Annotated in this window: 23 protein-coding genes and 1 tRNA gene; 10 read left to right on the top strand and 14 right to left on the bottom strand. The window is 67.6% G+C overall.

What is annotated here, in order from left to right; genetic code table 11:
• Positions 1 to 74: 74 nt before the first annotated feature.
• The 3 genes from mihF to RJ03_RS12515 all read left to right on the top strand — a co-directional run bounded on the left by mihF (position 75) and on the right by RJ03_RS12515 (position 1,402).
• Entirely contained in the window at positions 75 to 389 is a 315-nt protein-coding gene (gene mihF / locus RJ03_RS12525) for an integration host factor, actinobacterial type (RefSeq protein WP_030516894.1), read from the top strand.
• Positions 390 to 496: 107 nt separating this feature from the next.
• A tRNA-Leu gene (locus RJ03_RS12520) sits at positions 497 to 582 on the top strand.
• Positions 583 to 790: 208 nt separating this feature from the next.
• Positions 791 to 1,402 (top strand): Uma2 family endonuclease, encoded by a 612-nt coding sequence (locus tag RJ03_RS12515; RefSeq protein WP_036501382.1) that lies wholly within the window; start codon positions 791 to 793, stop codon positions 1,400 to 1,402.
• A gap of 70 nt (positions 1,403 to 1,472) precedes the next feature.
• On the opposite strand, the gene RJ03_RS12510 is transcribed toward RJ03_RS12515, so the two are convergent.
• The 6 genes from RJ03_RS12510 to RJ03_RS12485 form a co-directional block, all read right to left on the bottom strand.
• Positions 1,473 to 3,188 (bottom strand): SulP family inorganic anion transporter, encoded by a 1,716-nt coding sequence (locus RJ03_RS12510; RefSeq protein ID WP_245552261.1) that lies wholly within the window; start codon positions 3,186 to 3,188, stop codon positions 1,473 to 1,475.
• Between the two features lie 125 nt (positions 3,189 to 3,313).
• Positions 3,314 to 4,126 (bottom strand): SAM-dependent methyltransferase, encoded by an 813-nt coding sequence (locus RJ03_RS12505; RefSeq protein WP_245552260.1) that lies wholly within the window; start codon positions 4,124 to 4,126, stop codon positions 3,314 to 3,316.
• 89 nt (positions 4,127 to 4,215) lie between these two features.
• A complete protein-coding gene (locus RJ03_RS12500; protein ID WP_063820370.1) occupies positions 4,216 to 4,500 on the bottom strand; it encodes a hypothetical protein in 285 nt (94 codons plus the stop codon).
• A gap of 9 nt (positions 4,501 to 4,509) precedes the next feature.
• On the bottom strand, positions 4,510 to 5,814 hold the full coding sequence (locus RJ03_RS12495) for a S8 family serine peptidase (RefSeq protein WP_036501380.1): 1,305 nt from the start codon (positions 5,812 to 5,814) through the stop codon (positions 4,510 to 4,512).
• A 66-nt stretch (positions 5,815 to 5,880) separates the two neighbouring features.
• Complete coding sequence (locus RJ03_RS12490; protein WP_036501378.1) at positions 5,881 to 6,792, bottom strand: NAD-dependent epimerase/dehydratase family protein; 912 nt, start codon at positions 6,790 to 6,792, stop codon at positions 5,881 to 5,883.
• A 50-nt stretch (positions 6,793 to 6,842) separates the two neighbouring features.
• Positions 6,843 to 7,508 carry a PaaI family thioesterase gene (locus RJ03_RS12485; protein WP_036501456.1) on the bottom strand — a complete coding sequence of 222 codons (666 nt, stop codon included), beginning with the start codon at positions 7,506 to 7,508 and terminating at the stop codon, positions 6,843 to 6,845.
• A gap of 148 nt (positions 7,509 to 7,656) precedes the next feature.
• On the opposite strand from RJ03_RS12485, the gene RJ03_RS12480 reads away from it, so the two are divergent.
• The gene (locus RJ03_RS12480; RefSeq protein ID WP_036501454.1) at positions 7,657 to 8,136 is read left to right on the top strand and encodes a nuclear transport factor 2 family protein; all 480 of its coding nucleotides are present in this window, start codon (positions 7,657 to 7,659) and stop codon (positions 8,134 to 8,136) included.
• On the opposite strand, the gene hrpB is transcribed toward RJ03_RS12480, so the two are convergent.
• The 4 genes from hrpB to RJ03_RS12460 all read right to left on the bottom strand — a co-directional run bounded on the left by hrpB (position 8,133) and on the right by RJ03_RS12460 (position 14,706).
• The gene (hrpB, locus tag RJ03_RS12475; RefSeq protein ID WP_036501376.1) at positions 8,133 to 10,574 is read right to left on the bottom strand and encodes an ATP-dependent helicase HrpB; all 2,442 of its coding nucleotides are present in this window, start codon (positions 10,572 to 10,574) and stop codon (positions 8,133 to 8,135) included. The two genes, RJ03_RS12480 and hrpB, sit on opposite strands and share 4 nt — an antisense overlap.
• The gene (locus RJ03_RS12470) at positions 10,571 to 12,211 is read right to left on the bottom strand and encodes a class I adenylate-forming enzyme family protein (RefSeq protein WP_245552259.1); all 1,641 of its coding nucleotides are present in this window, start codon (positions 12,209 to 12,211) and stop codon (positions 10,571 to 10,573) included. Before RJ03_RS12470 ends, hrpB begins: the two co-directional genes overlap by 4 nt.
• Positions 12,212 to 12,273: 62 nt before the next feature.
• On the bottom strand, positions 12,274 to 13,200 hold the full coding sequence (locus RJ03_RS12465; RefSeq protein ID WP_036501372.1) for a cyclase family protein: 927 nt from the start codon (positions 13,198 to 13,200) through the stop codon (positions 12,274 to 12,276).
• A gap of 81 nt (positions 13,201 to 13,281) precedes the next feature.
• Entirely contained in the window at positions 13,282 to 14,706 is a 1,425-nt protein-coding gene (locus RJ03_RS12460) for an amidase (RefSeq protein ID WP_036501371.1), read from the bottom strand.
• A 334-nt stretch (positions 14,707 to 15,040) separates the two neighbouring features.
• Here RJ03_RS12460 and RJ03_RS12455 point away from each other — a divergent pair, with 334 nt between their 5' ends.
• A complete protein-coding gene (locus RJ03_RS12455; RefSeq protein ID WP_036501370.1) occupies positions 15,041 to 15,802 on the top strand; it encodes a dienelactone hydrolase family protein in 762 nt (253 codons plus the stop codon).
• Positions 15,803 to 15,936: 134 nt separating this feature from the next.
• Here the strand turns inward: RJ03_RS12455 and RJ03_RS12450 are convergent, their stop codons facing one another.
• Together RJ03_RS12450 and RJ03_RS12445 are read right to left on the bottom strand one after the other, a co-directional pair.
• Complete coding sequence (locus tag RJ03_RS12450; protein WP_036501369.1) at positions 15,937 to 16,350, bottom strand: VOC family protein; 414 nt, start codon at positions 16,348 to 16,350, stop codon at positions 15,937 to 15,939.
• Between the two features lie 113 nt (positions 16,351 to 16,463).
• On the bottom strand, positions 16,464 to 16,784 hold the full coding sequence (locus RJ03_RS12445) for a hypothetical protein (protein ID WP_157163401.1): 321 nt from the start codon (positions 16,782 to 16,784) through the stop codon (positions 16,464 to 16,466).
• 331 nt (positions 16,785 to 17,115) lie between these two features.
• On the opposite strand from RJ03_RS12445, the gene RJ03_RS12440 reads away from it, so the two are divergent.
• Genes RJ03_RS12440 through RJ03_RS12430 form a run of 3 tightly spaced genes read left to right on the top strand, consistent with a single transcriptional unit; the run spans position 17,116 to position 18,816 of the window.
• Positions 17,116 to 17,481 carry a hypothetical protein gene (locus RJ03_RS12440; protein WP_245552258.1) on the top strand — a complete coding sequence of 122 codons (366 nt, stop codon included), beginning with the start codon at positions 17,116 to 17,118 and terminating at the stop codon, positions 17,479 to 17,481.
• Positions 17,378 to 17,983 carry a DUF6879 family protein gene (locus tag RJ03_RS12435; RefSeq protein WP_245552257.1) on the top strand — a complete coding sequence of 202 codons (606 nt, stop codon included), beginning with the start codon at positions 17,378 to 17,380 and terminating at the stop codon, positions 17,981 to 17,983. The genes RJ03_RS12440 and RJ03_RS12435 overlap by 104 nt, the downstream gene beginning before the upstream one ends.
• Positions 17,872 to 18,816, top strand: a complete 945-nt coding sequence (locus tag RJ03_RS12430) for a helix-turn-helix domain-containing protein (protein ID WP_245552256.1) — start codon at positions 17,872 to 17,874, stop codon at positions 18,814 to 18,816. The genes RJ03_RS12435 and RJ03_RS12430 overlap by 112 nt, the downstream gene beginning before the upstream one ends.
• A gap of 13 nt (positions 18,817 to 18,829) precedes the next feature.
• Here the strand turns inward: RJ03_RS12430 and RJ03_RS12425 are convergent, their stop codons facing one another.
• On the bottom strand, positions 18,830 to 19,726 hold the full coding sequence (locus RJ03_RS12425) for a helix-turn-helix transcriptional regulator (RefSeq protein ID WP_036501359.1): 897 nt from the start codon (positions 19,724 to 19,726) through the stop codon (positions 18,830 to 18,832).
• Positions 19,727 to 20,080: 354 nt separating this feature from the next.
• On the opposite strand from RJ03_RS12425, the gene RJ03_RS12420 reads away from it, so the two are divergent.
• Complete coding sequence (locus RJ03_RS12420; protein WP_036501357.1) at positions 20,081 to 21,067, top strand: aldo/keto reductase; 987 nt, start codon at positions 20,081 to 20,083, stop codon at positions 21,065 to 21,067.
• A 48-nt stretch (positions 21,068 to 21,115) separates the two neighbouring features.
• Here RJ03_RS12420 and RJ03_RS12415 read toward each other — a convergent pair whose 3' ends face one another.
• Positions 21,116 to 21,721 (bottom strand): TetR/AcrR family transcriptional regulator, encoded by a 606-nt coding sequence (locus tag RJ03_RS12415; protein WP_036501355.1) that lies wholly within the window; start codon positions 21,719 to 21,721, stop codon positions 21,116 to 21,118.
• A gap of 82 nt (positions 21,722 to 21,803) precedes the next feature.
• Between RJ03_RS12415 and RJ03_RS12410 the strand changes: the two genes are divergently transcribed.
• The gene (locus RJ03_RS12410) at positions 21,804 to 22,112 is read left to right on the top strand and encodes a hypothetical protein (RefSeq protein WP_036501353.1); all 309 of its coding nucleotides are present in this window, start codon (positions 21,804 to 21,806) and stop codon (positions 22,110 to 22,112) included.
• Positions 22,113 to 22,140 lie beyond the last annotated feature (28 nt).

Here is a 22,140-nt window from a genome sequence, read left to right as displayed (position 1 = left end):
ACCCATCACCGGGCTGCCGGTGATGTTCAATCGGTGCCGTTGAGGTTCCAGCGAACGAGTGAAAGGTTAGAGACATGGCACTTCCCACCATGACCGCCGAGCAACGCTCCGAAGCGCTGGCCAAGGCGGCCGCGGTCCGTAAGGCGCGGTCGGAACTGATCGAGCAGATTCGCAAGGGCTCGGTCTCGTTGGCCCAGGTGCTCGAGCGTGCCGACAAGGAGGACTTGGTCAAGAAGACGAAGGTTGCCGCGGTCATCAAGGCTCTGCCCGGTATCGGGCCGGTCAAGGCGGCAAAGCTGATGGACGAAGCCGATATTCCGGTCGACCGCCGTATCGGCGGCCTGGGGTCCCGTCAGCGTGCCGCACTGCTCGAGGCGTTGACGAACTAGCCCTCCCGAAGGCGGCGCTCAGCAGTCACCCGCGAGTCCGGGACCTGCACGGACACCCGTGATTTGGACCTCGCGGAGAGATCCGTTAACCTTGCTGAGCACCACCGGTCCGGGTGGCGGAATGGCAGACGCGCTAGCTTGAGGTGCTAGTGCCCTATTAACGGGCGTGGGGGTTCAAGTCCCCCTCCGGACACTGTGTGTAACTCGGAGTTACAGATAACCCCCGGCTTCGGCCGGGGGTTATCTGTTTCCCGTGATTCTATCGAGTCGGACCGACTTCGTGGGGAGGATCCGCTCATCTCGTCGCGGCGTTGTTCCGGATCGCAACTGGCCGGATCACACCGTGCTCCTGGTGTGAGGTGTCGTAGGCTCGAGCCGACGATCACCATGAGGAGCTGACTGTGACGGTATCCAATCCCGACGCGCATACGCGAATCACCGCCGAAGAGTTTCTGGCCACCGAGCCCGATGCATTCAGCGGCACATTCGGCGACGTCGAGATCGTGGACGGTGCCGTGGTGCGACTGATGGCCCAGAGCGAGGCGCACAGCCGAGTCGTGCGTCGGCTCGCCACAGCCTTGGACGACGCGCGCGATCCCGCGGGTCCGTGCTTGCGAGTCGGGTCCGATGTCGCTGTCCGGTTCGCCGACACGGACGATCGCCGAACCGACCACCGGCTCAACGTCCGCTACCCCGATATCTTCGTTCGCGATTGCGAACCGTATGACATCAACACCGTCCGCGACCACATCGCCCTCATCGTCGAAGTCGTCTCGAAAAGCACGGTAGACACAGACACCAGTGAGAAACACACGCTCTACGCACGCACCGGAATACCCGCCTACCTGATCGTTCACTTCGACAAGAGCTGGGAAACAATCGACCGCATCGAGGAGTACCGCCTCGACTGGTCCGGATTGCGATACATGCCCCACAAGGTCCACCGCACCGCCTTGGTCCTGGACTCACCGGTCACACTCGCCATCACCTTCGACGCACTCCACCGTCCCTGACCACCATGGTCTTCCCAGATCGCTTCGAGTGCTTTCACCGCTCGCCCGGCGCTGCCGGGGCCGTGTTCTCCTAACGTGTCGGCTCGGCGCCGTCGGAGTGTTCATCCACATCGGGCAGGTCCGCGACCGCCTCCGTCACGGTCGGATACAGCCCGACCGGTGTCGCCTGCGCTTGCGCGGTGCCGAGCGCGTCACCGAACTGGCCGATCGAGCGGGCGATCCGGAAGTCGATATGGCGCCGGCCCAGATCGTCGCGCAGGTCCGCCAGCATCGCCGCGGCCGTGACGTCGATGCTCGGTGAGGTCTCGGCATCGAGCACGACCAGCCGGGTCCGGTCGGTGCACAACTGCTCGATACGTCCGCGCACATAGTCGGCGTTGGCGAAGAACAGACCCGACTCGACCCGCACCACTACGAGGTCGGGCCGCTGGGTCAACTCCGGATGCCGGTCCGCGTCCAGCCACAGCGTGCCCGACCGCACCACGGGCGCCACATGCGGGCGGGACGTGCGATACACCAGCAGCAGCATGGAGATGCCGATGCCGATCAGCAGGCCGGGCAGCGTATCGAACAGCAGGACGCCGACCATCGCCGCGACGGCGGCGGCGAAGTCGGCGCGGGCGGCCTTGCCGTAGATTCCGCCGAGTCGCTGCGTCCACACCTGATACAGCCGCCGCAGCGCCGCGAAGTCGACCAGCTCGATCACCGCGGCGATCACCACACCCGCCAGCGTCGCCTCGGGCAGGTTCTCGAACAGACCGGTGAGGAACAGCAGGGTCAGCACGGTCAGCGCCGCCACCACCAGCCCACTGCCCTGTGATCTGGCACCTGCCGAGCCGTTGACGGCGGTCTTGGACAGGCTGCCGTTCACGACCATGCCCGACGACAGCCCGGCGCCCAGATTCGCCGCACCCAGTCCGAGCAGTTCGCGGTTGGCGTCGATCTGGTAACCCGCTTTGGCCGCATAGGTTTTCGCCGCGCCCAGGCCCTCGGCGAAGCCGATCAGCAGCACCCCGACCGCGGGGCCCAGCAGATCGATGTAGTTGCCGACATCGAGCCCGTCCGGAAGCCCCAGCGCCGGCAGGCCCGAATCGATGTGACCGACGATGGCGACGCCCCGCTCGTCCAGATCGAACACGGCCACCGCGCCGATTCCGACCAGCACGGCGAGCAGCGAACCGGGTACCAGCGGCAGCCAGCGCTTCACCACCAGCACGATCGCCAGGCTCACGGCACCGACCACCACGGTCCGCCACTGCGCATCGCCGAGATGGCGCAGCACACCCCAGGCTTGTTCGAAGAAATTGCCCTCGTGTTTGTGGATGCCGAGCAGTTTCGGCACCTGGCCGATGATGATGGTCAACGCCAGCCCGATGATGAACCCCTTCAGCACCGGTTCGGAAATGAACGCCGCGACGAAGCCGAGCCGGATCGCGCCCGCGATCAGGCCCACGATTCCGGTCGCGATGGCGAGCCCCGCCGACAACGCGATGTAGCGGCCGCCGTCGGCGCCCGCCATCGGCGTCACGATCGCCGCCGACAACGCCGCGGTCGCCGACATGGGCCCCACCACCAGATGCCGGGAACTGCCCGCCAGCGCGTACAACACGAGCGACGGCACGGCGGCGTAGAGACCCACCACCGGAGGCACACCCGCGATCGATGCGTAGGCCAGTGCTTCCGGCACCAGAACCGCCCACACTGTGAGGCCGGCGACGACGTCGGCACGCAACCATTGCGGGCGATATCCCGCCAACGACTCGAATATCACCCAGCGTGCCGCCACCTGTCCTCCACCCGTCCGCAGGACCGGTCTTCCGATCACACACCGTCGTTGCCGCTCGGCAGCGACGCTAACGACGGTGGCGGCGGGCGCGCGTCACACGTTGCGGGTGAATTCGCGGTCGGTGCTCACACCTTCCGGCCGACCGCGCCGTACAGCGACACCTTCTTGTCGTGGTCGGCGGGATGTTCGATGCCCTTCTGCCGCCACCGGTGAATCACCTCGACACCCGGTTCGACGAGTTCGAGGCCGTCGAAGAAGCGGGCGACCTCCTCGCGGCTGCGCGGGCGCACCGGAATGCCCTGATCCGAATACACCCGCAGCAGCCGGCTCATCCCGTCGGGATCGTTGGCGCCGCTGTCGAAATCCGTCGTGACATGGCTCATCGCGAGATACGAGCCGGGAGCCAGCGCGTCCATCAGCGTGTTCACCATGGCGTAGACGTCGCCGGGGACGAAATGGACCACCGCCATCAGCGAAATCGCCACCGGTTGCGACAGATCCAGAGTGTCGCGCAGTTCGCGGGAGCCGAGGATCGCCTCGGGATTCGCGGCGTCGGCCTGCACATAGGTGGTGCGGCCTTCGGGCGCGCTCACCAGCAGGGCCCGCGCGTGCGCGAGCACGATCGGATCGTTGTCGACGTACACCACCCGCGATTCACACGCCTGTTCCTGCGCGACCTGGTGCAGATTGGGTTCGGTCGGGATGCCGGTGCCGATGTCGAGGAACTGGCGCACGCCCTGCTCGGCGAGATAACGCGTCGCGGTGCGCATGAATTCGCGGTTGGTGCGTGCGGTCAGGCGGACCGCCGGGAAGTTCGCGAGAGCGGTCTCGGCGGCGCGGCGGTCGGCCTCGTAGTGGTCCTTGCCGCCGAGAAAGTAGTCGTACATACGGGCGGGGTGTGCCACATCGGTGCGGAGGTCGACCGGATGATCGGACACGGGAAGGCTCCTCGCGGGTTGGGAACGTATCGCCGATGTATAGCGCATACGGGCCAATTCGGCAGCGGGACCGCGTAATTCGTGCGCGATCAGGCCGGGGCGGAGTCGTCGGGCGGAAGCCGGGGCGATCGCGTGTCCGGCCCGGCGTCGTGCGCCGGGCCGATGCGCGGATCGGCGAAGATCTCGGCGGTATCCGAGACCGCCGCCGCCCGCGTCGCGGCCGCATCGCTCACTCGCAGCGCGTACAGGTGCTGGTCCGGGTCCACTGCGACGAGGCCGTAGTCGAGGTCGACCTCGGCCTCCGTGAGATGCAGTTCGCGCAGCGCCGCCGCCAATGTGGGGTCGGTGGCGAGCCGGACGGTGAGCAGCGGCATGGTTCCACGCTACGCGCGGATCTCGGTGTTCTTCAGCTCCGCCAGCAGGGCGGCGGCGTCGACCACACCGAATCCGTAGTCGTAGTCGAATCCGCCGGGCTGCGCGGTCGCGGTGCGCCGCAACAGATCTCGCAGCTGCGCCGGGGCCAGTTTGCTCGCCGGGTAGACGGTCCGGATCGCCGCGACCAGCCCGGCGGCGACCGGGCAGGCGGCCGACGTGCCGGTGTCGGGTTCCTTCGCGCCGAACACCGTGGACCCGAGGAAGTGGGTGTAGCTGCAGATGTCGGGTTTGCGATCGGACAGCCGGCCCGGCCCCTGCGAGGAGTAGCCGACGCGTTGCCCCTTGGTGTCCGCGCCGCCGATGCTCAGCACGCTCGGATGTGAGTTCGCGCCGCCGATCGGCCGATCCCGGTACGCGCACCGCGAATCGGGGCAGTCGCGGCCGCAGTTGCCGGCAGCGAACAGGATGTCGGCGCCGGCCGATTCGAGCGAGCCGACGATCACGTTGAACGGATGGGACGGATTGTCGGAGTAGTTGCCGGGCTGCCCCACCGGGAAGTCCCAGTCCGGTGAGAACGCGCCCCAGCTGTTGCTGATCACCAGCGTGCGGGTGGCCTCCGGCTGATCGGTGAGCACGGTGCGCAGATGGGCGTAGGCGGCCAGCGCGTCCGAGAGCAGCCCGTCCATGGTGGAGCCGCCGCGAGTCTTGCTCTGCAGCACCGGTATATCGAGCAGGGTGGCGTTCGGCGCGCCGATCAGGGTGTCGAACGCGCACATCGATCCGTGGTCGACCGGGAACTGTCCGGCCGTGCCGCTCACCCCCGGCGGATTCCAGCTGCGCGCGGTATCGACGGTCACCGGCCCGCCGCGCGCCTGCTGGACCCGGGCGGCGTTGATCCCGGTGTCGACGATCGCCACCGCGACGGATTTTCCGTCCATTCCCGCGGCGGCCAGATCGCCGGTGTGCAAGAGGGTTTGGACGTCGTGCCAGGTGCCGACCGCCGGATCGCCGCCGCAGGTGAGGTTCGTCTCGATCCGCGGGTCGGCGAAAACGCCTGCCACGCCGCGGGTTCCGGTCAGTCGCGCCACCGTCGCGTCGAGGTCGGCGTCGGGGATCTGTCCGCGCACCACCACCGAACCCGCGCCCGCCTGTTCGGCGGCCACCGTATCCGGGACGGACAGCGGGGCGAAGTCGTGGTCGAGGTCGAACCCGGGCAAATCCCCGGCGACATCGGCGGGGGTCACCGCGACGGCCGGATCGGCAACTGCGGCAATCAGATCGGCGGAGGGACGGAGTTGGATGAGTGCGCGCATACCTGCCATCCTGCCGCCAATTGCCGCGGATTTCCCGCCTATCGCCGGAACGGACTGTGCACCGGGTCAGCGCGCGGCCGACACCACGTCCACGAGTGCTCGCACGGCACGAGCACAGTCGTCGCGGGTGTAGCCGAGCAGACGCACCTCGCCGGCATCCGGTTCGTAGGCCAGAGTGTTGCCGCGGCCCTGGATGATCGAGGCGTCCGGCTGCAATCGATGCTGCTCGTCGCGCTCGGCGATGATTCGCCCGCCGCCGGCGGCATCGACGAGCATCTGGAAGAACTCCCGATAGGACAGGTTCTGATCGCCGACGAGATAGGCCGCACCCGGCTCACCGCGCACCAGCGCGCCCCGAATCGCTTGTGCGAGTGAGGCGGCGGACATGTAGTTGGTGCCGCCGGGCGGTGCGAAGTCGGGGATGTCGGGTTCGTTCCCGGTCGCCCAGGACACCATTCGCCGATACCGGCGAGCCGACGGTCCGGGCACGGCACCGATGATCGACGGCGGATTGAGGGTGCACGCGGCGAACGAGTCGTCGGCGAGCGCGCGAACGCCTTCATCGGCGGCTTTGCGGGCCGCGATGTACGGATTGTGCTCGGCGAGGTCGGGGCGCAGCTGGTGGTAGTAGCTGCCGACCTGCACGAAGCGCGGCACGCCGGCCCGCTTGGCCAGTGCCGCGAAACGGGGTACGCCGACGCTCTGGGCGGTCTCCCAGAACTGCCGGGTGTCGTCTTCGGAAGTCTTGTGCCGCACGTCCTGCCCCGCGGCGAACACGATGCCGTCGAAGTGTTCCAGTTGTGCCGGGGTGAAGGTGGGCACCGTGTAATCGCCCAGCAGCAGAGGAAATTCGGCGACCGGTGATTCGGCCGATATCGGGCCGCGACCCGCGACGGTGACGTCGTCACCGTGCTCGCGCAGGTGCAGCGCGGCATGCACGCCGATCATGCCGGTGCCGCCGACGATCAGGACCTTCATGGACAGACATCTCTCGCTCGGGGACAGGGACGATCGTTTCCGGTCGCTCGTCAGCGTGGCCGGGGAACCCGCTTGTCGATGAACAAACCCTCCACCGAGACGCAGAGCGTGCCGTCGGCGGTGTGGATCGCGCCGGTCGAATTGATCTTGCGGCCGTCCTCCGACACCATCCGGCCGCTGACCGTGAGCGGTGCGAACAAAGGAGTCGGGCGGTGATACCGCACATTCAGTTGCGCCGTCGCGCCGCTGCGTCCCGACCAGGCGTTCGCCACCCCGAGCGTGTGGTCGAGCAACAGTGCCGCCACTCCCCCGTGCACATGTCCCGGCGGTCCCTGATACGGAAGCGTCAGGGTCACGACACCCTCCACCGATCCGTCCGCACGGCCGGTGAGCGCGAGAGGCGGTGCGATCGCATTCTCCGGTCCGGTGACCGGGTCGTGGCGGGTCACACCCTCACCGCGCCACATATCGATCAGCCGTTCCGCGACCACCAGGGCGTGCTGTTCGAGGTGGTCGGCGATGCTGTCGAGTTCCTCGGCGACCCGGTCGAGATTCGCATTCGCCCGATCGGTGCGCAGCAGCGCGTCGATCACCCGCCGCGCCGCGGCTGTCGCGCGGTCGACCGGGACGTCCTGCTGCTTTGACGTGAGGACGATGTCGGCAGGCGAATCGCGCACTGTGGGAACGCTTTCCGGTTCCGGTTCGGCCGACGTCATCGAATCCATCGTGGTTCTCCTCTGCCGTTCGCGGGTGTCGCGATACGTCGTTCGCACGTTAGCGGTGTCGACCGATCGGATGACCGGCGAGGTCCCACCCACCGGAAAGCTCTGGTCCCGCGCCGGGTCGAGCGGCGAGGATGGGAGCGTGGAATCCCCGGACCGACTTGCCGTCACCGCACTCGCGGCGGGATATGCGCGCGCCGTCGACCGCCGCGACAGTGCGGCGCTCACCGCGCTGTTCGCTCCCGACGCGGTCCTCGTGTTGCCCCCTGTGCTGAACGGGACGGAGCAGGCCATCGAGCTGGTGGGCAGGCAGAGCGTGGTTTCGTCGGTGGTGAACTCGGTGTCTCGTTTCGTGCTGACCCGGCACGTCGTGGAACAGCTCGTGCTCGAGCCGATTTCGGGCGACCGCATGCGGGGTGAGGTCTATGGCACGGCGCACCACATCTCGCGCCGGGCAGACGGCTACCGGGACCGGCGGGTCGCCATCCGTTATCAGGACACCTTCGCCCGCTCGGGGGAAAACTGGTTGTTCTCGCGGCGGGAACTGGTGGTCGACTTCATCGAGGATGTCGCGGTTCGCGTGCCGGAGGCGTCCGGCGCCGAGAACGCGGGTCCGGCCTAACCGCGGCCCGCGTTGCGAGCGGTCCCGCGGTGGGCGGGCACCGTGGTGGGGTCTTCGGGCCAGGCGTGTTTGGGGTAGCGGCCGCGTAGATCCGCGCGGACGCGAGGCCAGCCGGTGCGCCAGAACGAGGCGAGATCCGCGGTCACCGCGACCGGACGCTGAGCGGGTGAGAGCAGATGCAGCACGATCGGGACGCGACCGTCGGCCAGGCGCGGTGCGTCCGTCCAGCCGAAGATCTCCTGCACCTTGATCGCCAGTACCGGCGGATCGGCGGAGTAGTCGATGCGGGGGTGGCTGCCGGACGGGACCGGCACACGTTCCGGTGCCAGTTCGTCCATGCGCGCCGCATCCGGCCAGGGCAGCAGGCGACGCAGGGCTTGCGCGGTGTCGACGCGTTCGAGGTCGGTGCGGCGGCGCGCACCGGCGAGTTCGGGGCCGAGCCAGGTGTCGGCGGTGGCGAGCAATGCCTCGTCGTCGACCGCCGGCCATGGGTCGCCGAGGGTGCGGTGCAGGAAGTCGAGGCGCTGACGCAGAGCGGTGGCCTCCGCGGGCCAGGACAGCAGGCCGAGTCCGGACGAGGTCAGCCCGCGGCGCACGGCGGCGGCGAGCAAACTCGGATCCGGGTCGCGAAGTGCCTTCTCCGACAAGGTGATCGCACCCAGCCGTTCGATGCGCCGCGCCACCACATCGCCGTCGGCCCACTCGACCTCGTCGACGGTCGTCAGCAGATCCGCCGCGGCGCGGCGAGCGAGGCGTTCGTCCGCGACCGCGGCCAGCCGGATGTAGCCCTCGGAACGACCGGGGTCGCGAGTAGCGACGCCGACCGCCAGCCATTCCGGATCGCCGGTCCCGGAGCCGGGCGGCAGCGTGACCGCGGTACCGCCGGCCATGAGATAGCTCGCCGAGCCCGCGGCGCGCCGCCGCGCGAGTCGCTCCGGATATGCCAGCGCCACCACATAAGCGGGATCGTCGGTGCCCTCCGGCCCGTCGACCGTTCGGGCCAGCCGCTCGGCCTCGCGTCGCCAGCGCGCCGGCTGCTCGCGGCGGAGCCGACGCAGGCCGGCCGTGAGATCGACGCCCGAGACCAGGGTGTCGTCGTCGAGGACGGCGACGACTTCCGCCGCCGTTCGTGCTCCCACTTCGGCCGCTCCGTCGAGCAACGCGCGTGCCAGTCGCGGGTGCAGCCCGATGCGGGCCATCCGTCGCCCGCGCTCGGTCACCGCGCCGTCGGCGTTCACGGCTCCCAACGCCTGCAGCACATTCCGGCCCGCGGTCAGCCCACCGGCCGGCGGTGGATCCCACCAACTGAGCCGCTGCCCGTCCGCCGTGCCCCAGCAGGCCAGTTCCAAGGCCAGCCGGGTCAGATCCGCGGTGCGGATCTCCGGCTCGGGATAGGCGGGCAGGGTGGCGTGCTCGTGCTCCGGCCAGCATCGCCACACCCGGCCCGGTGCCTCGCGCCCGGCCCGCCCGGCCCGTTGGTCGGCGACGGCCGCCGAGACACGGACCGTGGCCAACCCGGACAGTCCGCGTGCCCGATCGATGCGTGGCACTCGTGCCAGGCCCGAATCGACCACGGCACGCACGCCGGGCACCGTCAGGCTCGACTCCGCCACCGCCGTGGCGAGCACCACGCGCCGCCGCGGTCCGGCACGCAACGCCGTGTCCTGGCTCGCCGCGCTCAGTCTGCCGTGCAGCGCGACGATATCCACGTCGTCCTGGTCGTTCAGAAGTGCTGCGACTCTTCGAATTTCGGCCGCACCGGGCAGGAATACCAGGATGTCGCCCGCGGTTTCGGCCAGCGCGGTTCGGGTGGCGCGTGCGACCTGCGCGTCGATGCGCTCCCGGGGCAAGGGCGAGAGGTATGTCGTGTCCACGGGAAAGGTCTGCGCTTCGACCCGCACCACCGGCGCCGCGTCTTCGGTACTCAGCAGGGCCGAAAGCCGTTCGGCGGCAACCGTGGCCGAGGTGGCGAGGACACGCAGGTCGGGCCGCAATCCGGCCCGGGCGTCCAGCAGCAGCGCCAACAGCAGATCCGCGTCGAGATGGCGTTCGTGACATTCGTCGAGCACGACCACGTCCACCCCCGCCAACTCCGGATCGTCCTGCAGGCGGCGCACCAGCAAGCCGGAGGTCACGACCTCGACGCGGGTCCGCCGTCCGACTCGTCGATCGCCACGGACCGAGTAACCCACGGTTTCGCCCACCTGCTCGCCGAGCAGCGCGGCCATCCGCGCGGCCGCGGCCCGGGCTGCCAGCCGCCGTGGCTCGGCTACCAGCACCCGACCAGGGTTGTTCTGCGCCAGCGCCAACGGCACCAGCGTCGTCTTCCCGGTGCCCGGCGGCGCGACCAGGACCGCGGTCTGCCGGTCGGCCAACGTCGCGACCAGATGGCCGAGGACGGCCCGGACCGGCAGATCGGGAAGTTCGAGTCCGGTCACCGCAGCCCCAGCGTGCGCATCGCGGTGTCTCGCGCGGCGCCGCGGTCGGTCTTGCCGCCCGGGCCGAGCCGGAGCCGAGCCACCGCCACGACATATTCGGGCGTGTATTCCTTGGTGACCCCGCGAGATTCGAGCCGGGCCGACAGGTCCGCCGCGTCCAGGGTCGCGCCGTCGGCGAGAACGACCACGGCACAGACGCGTTCGCCGTAGACGTCGTCGGGAACACCGACGACGGCGACGTCGGTGACCGACTCGTGCTCGCGCACGAGTTCCTCGATTTCGGTGATCGATACGTTCTTGCCGCCCCGGATGACGAAATCCGATGTCCGCCCGACCACCCGGACCCGGTCGGTCTCGTCGATCTCCACGATGTCGCCGAGCAGTGTCCACCCGTCGGGCGTGTACAACTCGGCATCGGCGGCCGGATCGTCCCAGTAGCCCGCCGAGACCAGCGGCCCGCGCACCGCAGGCCGGCCACGCCGCACCTCACCGTCCACATCGGCGCCGACCTCGTCGAGCACGCGGACGTTCATCATGGGGAGTGTGCGGCCGCAGGTGCGCAGCCTGGTGTCGGTATCGTCGTCGAGGGTGGTCCGGCTCACCGCGCCGCTCTCGTTGGAGCCGTAGAACTGCAGGACCTTGGCGCCGGTTCGTTCCTCGAACGCGCGGGCATCGCGATACGGCACGGGCTCCCCGCCGGTGTACAGCACCCGCAGGCTGGACATGTCATGGCGTTCGAGCGTTCCGGAACGCAACAGCATCTTGAATTGTGTACTGACACAGCACAATACGGTGACGTGCTCACGCTCGATGAGCATCGCGGTCTCCTCGGCGTCGAAGCGGGCGGTGACGACGACCGGGATGCCCAGCAGTGCGGGCAGGAAATGCGCCGACCAGAGGCCGAATCCGTACGGCGCCGGAACCACCGAGCAGATGACGTCCCGGGGACCGATCCGGGCACCCAGCATCGCTTCGCGTGCGAAGGCCGTCCATCGTCGTTCGGTGTGCGCGACGATCTTCGGTGTCCCGGTCGTTCCCGAGGTCGAGTTGAGAACGGAAACCTGCGACGGCGTGAAAGGCATACCGGCAGAAAGGTTCTCGTGCATCTGCTGTGCGCCGATGCGATGATGTTCGAGGGCGCCCGACTGCTCGTCGACCACCAGGACGTCACCCGGCATCACACCCTCGGCCCCCAGTTCCCGGACCAGCGTCCGCCAGGTTCTGCCGCGAATCTCGGGCACGGTGATCAGTGTCGACGAACCGGTCCGGCGCATCACATGCGCGATCTCGCGAACGCCCGACCGCACTCCGACAGCCGCGGCGATACGGCCCGCGCGCGAGCATCCGCACAGCGCCGCGTGGACGGCGGCGGTATCCGGCAACAGCAGCGCGACCCGCGAACGCGGGCCGCCGGGAGTAGTACGCACCTCGTCGCGGATCGTGTCCGCCGACCGGTCGTATTCGCTCCAGCTGGTCGACCCGCCCACGGTGACGAAAGCCGCGTGATCCGGGATGTGCTGCGCCCAGAGGCGAACGATGTCGCCGATCGAGTGATCCGCGTAGGACTCCGGAGCGGTCGCGAAGCTCCCCGGGACGATCGAATCCGCCGCGCGATTCCCCATGACCACCTCACTCACCTACCGCCACCGATGCCGCGTCCCCAACCGTAACCACCGCGCCCCGGCGCGCCGCGCAGCGGTCAGAAGATCGCGACCGGGGCGACCGGACTCCCGGTGGCGCCGACGAACGGTTCCGGCATCGCCGACAGCAGGAATTCGTAGCGGCCGTCCTCGGCGCACACCCGCGACAGGTCCTCGAGGTTCCAGTTCTGCCCCTGCAGCATGCCCATTTCGACCAGGTGCAGGGCATGTACCGCCAGCCACGGCCCGTCCGCCTCGGGCGGGCAGATCTCGAAGGTGAGCGTATCGGTGGCGACGGCGGCGACGTCGCGGGCGTGGAACCATTCCGGGCAACGCACCGACAACCCCGGCGACGGCGTCGCGTAGCCCTCGCGGTCACCGGCGAGGTAGAGCCGCATCTGTCCGGTGCGCACGAGCACCACATCTCCGGGCCGTACCTGCACCCGCGCCAGCGCGGCGGCGGCGTCGAGATCCTCCGGTGAGACGGCGTGATCGGCGGCCAGTCGATCGACTCCGCGGGCGTGCGCGACGTCGAGCAGCACTCCGCGCGATACCAGGTGGGGCACCTTCTCGATACCGCTGAACCGCGCACCGCGGTGGGCGGTGATCGAGTCGGCGGGACGGCCGTTGTAGAGGCGCCCGGCATAGGAGACATGTCCCAGGCCGTCCCAGTGCGTGCCCGCCTGCAACCCCATGGTGATCGAATCATCGCTGGTCGCAATCGTGCCGGGGCCGAACATCTCCCAGTTCAGGGCGACCATGGTGTGCAGCGGATTCACGCGCCCGGGCACGAGCCCGGTCTGCACGCCGCGCTGATGCAGCGGCAGCGCCAGCCCGACCCGCCGGCCCGTGCGCACGGTCGCCGCGGCGGCCCGTACCACCTCGTCGGTGACGAAGTTCAGGGTGCCGATTTCGTCGTCGGCGCCCCAGCGCCCCCAGTTGTTCACGCGCGCCGCGATCTCACGGAAGACAGACATGTCCGGCATGTGCGCACGGTACCGGCGGTTCCGTGGGTTGCCAATCCTCAACTCCCACTGAGCGAAACGACGACCAGGATCGCACCGCGGTCACTCGGCGGGCGGCCACACCGGAGTCGTGCGCCATGGACGCGCCTGCTCGAGTTGCGCCGCGACCTGCAGCAACAGATCTTCGCGACCGAACGCGGCGACCAGCTGGACACCGACCGGCATTCCGGCGCTGTCGATGCCCAGCGGAAGCGAGATCGCCGGTTGTCCGGTCACGTTGAACGGGCTCGTCATACCGCTGAACGACATCGCGTGCTCCCACAACGACGCCGGGTCGGTGGTGTCGAGCAGGCCCAGCGGCGCGACGACCGTCCCCAGCGTCGGTGTGAGCAGCAGATCGTGGTCCGCGAAGTAGCCGCCCAGCATGGTCGCGGCCGTTTCGAGGTCGCGCAGCGCACGGACATAATCCGCCGCGCTGTCCTGATTCGCGGCGTCATAGATCATCCGGGTCATCGGTTCGAGGTCGTCGTCGCGCAGGTCGCGGCCGAGCGCCGCCAGGCGCGCCTTCACCTCCACCGCGACCGGCACCGCCATCAGATACTGCAGCCCGCTCATGATTTCCTCGAAGGGAAAGTCCGGCGCCTCGTCCACGACGTCGTGGCCGAGGTCCGCGAGGACGCCGGCGATATCGCGTGTCGCCGCAACACAATCGGGATGTACCGCAGCGCCCGAAGGCAGCGTCGTCGCGATTCCGATGCGCAGGTGACCCGGATCGATACGCAGGGCGTCGACATAGCGCATCGACGGCGCGGCGATCACGTACGGATCGCCGGGGACGGCGCCGGCGCCGATATCCAGCAATATCGCCGTATCGCGCACACTGCGGGTGAGGGCGTGGTTGACGGTCATCGGCACGGCCAGCAAATTCCGTGCCGGATATGCCGGCACCCGGCCGCGGCTGGGTTTGAGGCCCACCAGACCGCACGACGAGGCGGGGATGCGGATGGATCCACCGCCGTCGCTGGCCTGACCGGCGGGCACGATTCCCGCGGCCACCGCCGCCGCCGAACCACCCGAGGAACCGCCGGCGGAATGGTCGAGGCGATGCGGATTGCGCGTCGGCCCGAACAGCACCGGTTCCGTGCTCGCGTTCAACCCGAACTCCGGCGCATTGGTTTTGCCGATGATCACCATGCCGGCGCGCCGATACCGTTGCACCAGTTCGGAATCCGCGGTGGCGACGGCATCGGCGAACAGGCGGGAACCGTTGGTCGTCGGCAGCCCCGCGACATCCATGTGCAGATCCTTGATCACGAACGGAATCCCGCGCAGCGGCCCATCGGGTAACCCCGCGGCCACCTCCCGGCGCGCCTGGTCACCGCGTTCGCTCACCACCGCGTTGATCGCCGGATTGCGCTCCGCGAGCCGGCTCAGACTGACGTCGAGGACCTCCTCGGCCGACACGTCACCGGCCTCGATCGCCGCGGCCAGTCCCGTCATGTCGGTGTTGTCGAACAGATCCCGCATCGAAGCCCCTATCAGTCGTGCCGTCACGAGAATCGCGAGATTCGTCCTACCAACCGACGGGCGCGGGGCGGACCGGCATTCCGCCTACCGGGATGTGCCGCGCCGGGTCGACAGGTGCCGACGGTTCCACCGGCGCGGCGCGGCGGGCTATGGTGTGAGGCGATGTCTACCGGGACGGCTTCGCGCCACACACGGATGGGTTACCCGGTGCTCTTCTGAGCGCCGTGCGGGCCGGTACGGGCTCGCGTATCGACCGGGCTCGCCGTGGTGTCGCCCGGGCTCCGCCTTCGTCGTATCGATCACGAAAACTCGACTACGACAGAAGGATTCGACAATGACTGCAACGCACGGCATTTCGGTCGACGTGCGGACACCCGACGGTGTCGCCGACGCCTACCTCACCTCCCCCGCCGACGGCGCCGCCCATCCCGGAGTGCTGGTGATCCAGGACGGGTTCGGGCTGCGGCCCAGCCTGCGGGCGCTGGCCGACCGGATCGCCGCCGGCGGCTACACCGTCCTGCTTCCCAACGCCTACTACCGCCACGGGCGCGCACCCGTCATCGAGTTGCCGGACTTCATCGACCCGGCGCAGCGACCCGAGATCTTCCAGCAGGTCTTCCCCATGATCCGTGACCTGACACCGGAGCTCTGGCGCTCCGATGCCGACGCCTACCTCGACTGGCTCACGACCTCACCGAAGGTCACCGCGGGCAAGGCCGGAGTCACCGGCTATTGCATGGGCGCCCGATTGGCCGTGTTGACCGCCGCCATGTTCCCCGATCGGGTCGCGGCGGCGGCCGGATTCCACGGCGGACCGCTCGTCACCGACACCGCCGACAGCCCGCACCTCAGCATCGGAAACATCACGGGTGAACTGTATTTCGCCCACGCCGGCGAGGACGACCACATGACCGCCGAACACATCGGCGCCTTCGACAAGGCGCTCGCCGACGCCGGCATTCGCCACCGCACCGAGGTCTACGCGGGCGCCCACCACGGGTTCACCCAGGCCGACACCTCCGCCTACGACCCCGAAGCCGCCGAGCGGCACTACCGCGAACTCCTGGCACTGTTCGACCGCACCCTGAGTCGGTAGGTCGCGGCGGCGGGCACGGCCCCATGACCGGGCGCGACGCCGGATCGATGGGGCCGAGCGCCCGGGCTCGGCGGCGCGGCGGAGACGCCGACTACCCCGAGCCCGGCTGTCGCCTCCGTACACCCATCTGACGGCTACTTGGGTGCGACCAGCTCCAAGGCGATATTGTCCGGATCCCGGAACTCCAGTATGTAACTGGCACCGATGTCCTTGATGTCCTCATGCGCGACCCCGCACCCGTCCAGATGCGCTGCGGCGGCTTCCAATTCGTCGAGTGAGGCAACAGGGAAAGCGAGGTGGTCGAGACCGACGCGATTCTCGTCGAACCGGTCGTTGCCCACGGGCCGCAGCCCGAGCAACCCGTGTTCCAACCGGTAGATCACCCCGCCGTAGAGAAAACCGAGGCGCTCGCGCGTCTCCTGATCCGCATTGGCCGAAACCTCCAGCGCCACAGGCCAGCCGAAAACCTTGTCGTAGAAGTCTCGCGAGCGGCCGATATCGCACACCGTGAGACGGACGTGAGCAATGGATCCCGTAGCAATCGCCATGTCGAACATGCTTGCACGCCGTCTCCGTTTCCATACCCGCAGGTTCCCGGCAAACGACCGGCCTGCGACGCCTTCGCCCTCGACGTCACGGATCGACAACTGGCACTGCAGCACTAATCCGGGGGCAGATGCCCTCGCTCGCGGCAGATCCTCGCCAAAGTGATCTCGGACCTGCACCCGTGCCCGGCATGCAACCGAAGGTTGAACAGCAGTGGAGGAACATTCTCCGGCCTCCGGGCGTCCACGTCCACCACATACGGGCACACCGTCGATCGGGCGTTGTCCGCCGCCGTGACCTGCTCCGGGCAATCGGTGCCGGAGCCGACGGGGCCACCCCACCGCCGCGCGAGCGCCTCCACGAACTCGCCTTCATCCCGAAGGGCCCGGCCCGCAACGAGTTCCACCTCGAAGCGCGCCGGGTCGAGCCGTGCCACGGCCGAAACCATCGCCCTGGCACTCCGTGCGATGCTCCGCTTGTCGCCGACCACCGTCCACGCACACAACCGCGGTGCATGAACAACCCACCGCGGGCCACAGCAATGCACCCTGATCAGAAAGTGCCGCACCGCTCCTCCTGAGGCGAACCCATCAGTCGAACCCATTGGTAAGCAACCCGGAGCCGGGACGAGACACCTGCTCCGGGCGGCTGAAGACGACAGTAGAAACGGCAAGCGCTCCGATCCAGAGCCATGCACGAGTATGCTCGAAATGCATCGAAACTGGTCAATGCCTTCATTTTTCGGCCACGATGGTCCCTGACGGAGCATGAATCCGCATAATTCGATCGGAGGCTCAGACATGCGGTTGACATTTCTCGGCAAGGGCGGCTCGGAGGGTGGCGGCTGCCCGGCCCTGTTCGCGACCGACAGAGGAAGCTACGTCGTACAGGGCTGGAAGACGGGCACACCCGGAATGGTCGAAATACCGCATCTACTCGCCGGCTTCGCCGAGCCCGATACATACATCGGCGCCAAGCTTCACGACACAGGCAGGGGAACATTCACCCTGAGCGGTGAGGCGGTGACCGATGCCGAAGCCCTCGCTCAGATGGACATCCGCACCGACGAAACCTGCATCGAAGTACCGAAGCCAGGAAGGACGTTCTACGGCAATGGAATTAGTGCAGGGTGAGGCGTTCGACGACCTCTTCCGCCGGGCGCAGCGTGAAGCGTTCCACCTCGAGGTTCGCGACAATTACTATCCGGACGACTACCCCCCTTTGCGCCGGTTCCTCACCGGAGCCACTGATGATTTTCAGTGGTTCGAGCCGTGGCTCGATCATGTTCGGAACACCAAACGCAGAGGTGTAGCGGTCAACCGGGCGCGTGTGGTGACCGTTCCGCACAGCGACTACACCAGATACGCCAAATACGTTGCGCGCCTGAATGTCGAGGCGGGCGAGGATATCCGCTACCTGAGCAGGCACCGGATCGACCCGGAACTGCTGACGACCGACGATTGGTGGATGTTCGATGATTCGGTCGTGGCCTTCACGATCTTCGAACCGGGTATCGACGGCCGGTGGCTCGGCGGCGCCGTGACTACCGATCCGCAACTGGTCGCCTACATCCGGTCGGTCAAGGAACGTGTGTGGTCACTGGCAGTGCCGCTGGCGGATTACGACGAGTCGTGACCGATTCACTGGACCAGGCCAGAGAAGCTCTCGGGGCACGGCTCCGGGAGCTTCGCTCGGATGCGGGCCTTACCGGTACGGAACTGGCACGCCTCGCGGGCTGGCATCAAACCAAGGTCTCCAAGATCGAGTACGGCAAGACGAAACCGACCGAGACGGACATCCGTACCTGGTGCGTTCTCACCGCCTCGCAGGATCAGATACCGGAACTGACAGCCACACTTCGGAATCTCGAAGCCGCGTGGCTCGAATGGCGGCGTGTGCTCGGCACAGGAACGAAACTGCGTCAGCAAGCTTCGATCAAGTGGGAAGCGGAGACCGCCGTCTTGCGGGTCTACCACCCGTTTCTCGTCCCGGGCCTGCTCCAAACCGCCGAATACGCCGAGAACGTGCTGCGCAGCGTCGTCGAGTTCCAGCGAGTGCCGAACGATATCGAAGCGGGCGTTTCGAAACGTATGGAACGACAGCAGATTCTGTACCGGCGAAACCATCGGTTCCATTTCGTCATCGCGGAACAAGCACTGCGAACCACGGTCGGCGACAATCGGATCATGGTCGGTCAGCTGGACCGCCTGCTGGCCGTGATAGGTATGCCCCGCGTACTCGTCGGCATCGTTCCGGCGGAGGCATCATATGCCGTATCCATGACGAATTTCGCCCTGTTCGACGACAAACGCGTGATGGTGGAAACCGTCACAGCCGAATTGACCATCACGCAACCGAGGGAAATCGCCCAGTACGGCCGCGCGTTCGACATTCTCGCGGGTCAGTCCGTAACCAGCAGTGCGGCACGGGCACTCATTCGCAAAGCACTGGAGTCGCGGCGCACATAGAGAAGGGGGCGGACTATCCGTCGTTCGCTTCGAGTTCGGTTGCCAGCGTCTGTTGGGTGGCCGCCCACGACGCCAGGAGCGCCAGATTGTCAGCGGTCGGCGTGCCCGCGGGTGCGGTGTAGACGGTGAGATGCAGGCCGGGTTCGGCGGGCAGTTCCAGGGACTCGACGTCCAAGTCGAGCCGGCCCACGATCGGATGGCGCACCCGCTTGCGTCCGGACCGGTGCAGCCGAACGTCGCGAGATGCCCACCGCTGCCGGAATATCTCACTGCACGTCGACAGTTCACCGACCAGAGCGATCAGCTCCTCGTCGTGCGGATTGCGGCCGGCTTCCATGCGTAGCTTCGCGGCCACGTCACCGGCGATTCGGTCGTAGTCGACAAAGAAATCTCTGGCCGCCTCGGCAGCCAGATAGACGAACCGCGCTGTGTTCGCTGGCCGTCGCGTGTCGGCCAGTACCGGTGAAAACAGCGCGCGGGCAAGTTGATTCATGGCGAGCACGTCATAACGTCCGTTACAGATCCAGGCCGGCGCCTCGGAGATGGCGTCGAGCACCTGCTGCAGCGTCGAGCGCACCGTCACGGCAGACCTGCGCCGCCGTGGCCCGCTGGGTGCCCCGGAAGATCGGCGCGCGAGGTGGAACAGGTGGTCGCGCTCGGCCTCGTCGAGTTGCAACGCAGAGGCCAACGCGTCCAGCACGCCATCGGAGACACCGGCGAGGCTGCCGCGCTCCATACGCACGTAGTACTCGACCGATACCCCCGCCAGTAGCGCTACCTCCTCGCGACGCAGACCTTCGACCCGACGATTGCCACCGTAAGCGGGCAGGCCCGCCTGCTCGGGTGTGATGCGGGCGCGACGCGAGCTGAGAAACTCCCGGATATCGGTGCGCAGATCCATCGTGGCCATCCCCTCACCGTAAGTCCCACCCGTAATCCGAGGGAGGCACTGCGGGTCCCCCGATGACCGCGCCGGCACAGCGTCGCCCAGGTACGCGATGCGGTCGTCGCAGTGTCGCCGTCTACCGGGAGGATGGTGCCCGTGAGGTAGGACCGAGCCCTGCTAGCGAGGAACACGGCAGAGGGAGCACCGAGAACGCCACATGCGCAGAGTGCCGGTCCATCAGACAAGGGTGGTTCTCTCGGTACCTGCATCACGAGGGGCTCCCTGCCGGACACAAGGCCTGCTTAACCTGTGGTCGGTTCCCGGCTGAACGCAGGGAAAGCAAAGGGCCGGAAGGTCTTTCCCGAAGGAGCATCTCCAGTGCACAAGCGCAGACTCGGACAGCAACTCGAAGTTTCGGCCCTGGGGCTCGGCTGCATGGGCATGAGCTTCTTCTACGGTGCGACCCCGGACCCAGCCGAGATGACGCGGCTGCTGCGGGCGGCAGTAGACCGCGGCGTGACTTTCTTCGACACCGCCGAAGTCTATGGCCCTTTCACCAATGAAGAGCTGGTCGGTCAGGCGCTGGCGCCGGTGCGCGACCAGGTGGTGATCGCCACCAAGTTCGGTATCAAGCATGGAGAGAACGGACCGACCCCGGCGTCGGGGGTCGATAGCCGACCCGAGCAGATCCGCCGAGTGACCGAGGCCTCACTTCGGCGTTTGCGAACAGATTATATCGACCTCTTCTACCAGCACCGCGTCGATCCCGACGTGCCCATCGAAGAGGTAGCGGGCACGGTCAAGGAGCTGATTTCCGAAGGTAAGGTCAAGCACTTCGGTTTGTCGGAGGCCGGCGCGACGACGATCAGCCGCGCCCACAGCGTGCAGCCTGTGACGGCGCTGCAGAGTGAATACTCGCTCTGGACGCGAGACCTCGAAGCCGAGGTCATTCCGACCTTGGAGAATCTGGGCATCGGCCTCGTGCCCTACAGCCCGCTGGGCAAGGGCTATCTGACCGGCGCCATCGACTCCACGACAACGCTGGCCGACGACGACCTCCGCCGCATGCTACCGCGCTTCACTCCTCGAGCACGCCAGGCCAATCAAGCACTGATCGACTTGCTGCAGCAGATAGCCGAGGACAAGGAAGCCACACCGGCCCAGATCGCTCTCGCCTGGGTGCTGACGCAGAAACCGTGGTTCGTGCCGATCCCCGGCACAACCAAACCGCATCGCCTGGAAGAGAACCTGGGAGCGCTCGACGTCGAATTGACGATCGACGATGTGGCACGCATCGAAGCGGCCGCGGCGCAAGTCGAGGGTGGGCGCGTCCCCGAACAGTTCACGTCGATGCTCGGCCGCTAACCCGCTCGAATTCCGCACCGGCCTCCGGAACCGACACCGTCGACGCGCCTATTCGTGCGATGCGCCCGGTGCGGCATGGTCGGGCGGAGATTCCGGTGTGCCGTGGACGATGTCGTGGAAGGCGTGTCGGAGCATGGCCGTGATCCGTTCGGGTTCGGCGTCGCGTAGTCCGTCGAGTTGGAGCAGGTGGCGCCCGATGACGGCGCCGATGGTGATTGCGCCGATGAGCCCCGCGCGCAGGTCGGCGTCGGTGGTGGCCATGTGGTCTGCGGCCTGTCGCTGCCGGGTCGTCATGGCCGTTCGGATGTCGTCGGCCGCTCCAGGGTGGGTGAACATGGATCGGATCGCTGCCAGCGCGTCTATCGGCTGCTCGGCGAGCTTGTCTTCCAGAGCGGCCAGTAATTGTTCAGCCGCCTGCTCGGGCGTGCCCGTCACCTCGGCGTCCGATTCGATGCCCGCGACCCGCGCGAACAGGTCTGCCTTCGAACCGAAATAGCGCATGACGAGTCCGGGATCGGTGGCCGCTTCGGCTGCGATCGCGCGGATGGTGGTCGCTTCGTATCCGGCCTCGGCGAACAGGTTGCGCGCCGCCTGCAGGATGCGTGCTTCGGTATCGCGGCGCTGCTGAGCACGAGTGACTGGTCGGGAACTCACCTGATCAGTCTATGGCGTTGACCGAACGAGGACCGGCTGCTATCTTCGGTCAACATTGTTGACTGAAGATAGGTGATTCCTCATGTGGCTTACAGTCCTCCTTGCGTCGGCGGCCGGGATGATGGGCGCGAACGCCGTACCGCATTTCGTCAAAGGCATGGTCGGTGAACAATTCCCGAACGTGTGGGGCAACTCCGCGTTGCGCAACGCCGTGGCCGGAACCCTCGGTCTCACGTTGGCGGCCACGATCGGATACTGGGCCGATCTCGGCGCACACACTATGGCAGGCATCGCCGGCGCGTCGGCCGGAGCGCTGGCGATGGCGGTGTTCCACGGACTCCGCGGGGCCTATCGCCTGAACACCGCCCTGGGTCTCCCCAATCCCTTGTAGAGCAGGAATTCGTTGTAGCGCAGTAACA

Origin of the sequence: Nocardia aobensis NBRC 100429 (assembly GCF_000308375.1) — a bacterium.
GTDB classification, from domain to species: Bacteria; Actinomycetota; Actinomycetes; order Mycobacteriales; family Mycobacteriaceae; genus Nocardia; species Nocardia aobensis.
Note: the sequence above shows the minus strand (reverse complement) of the source record. Positions and strands in the feature narration are given on the sequence as shown.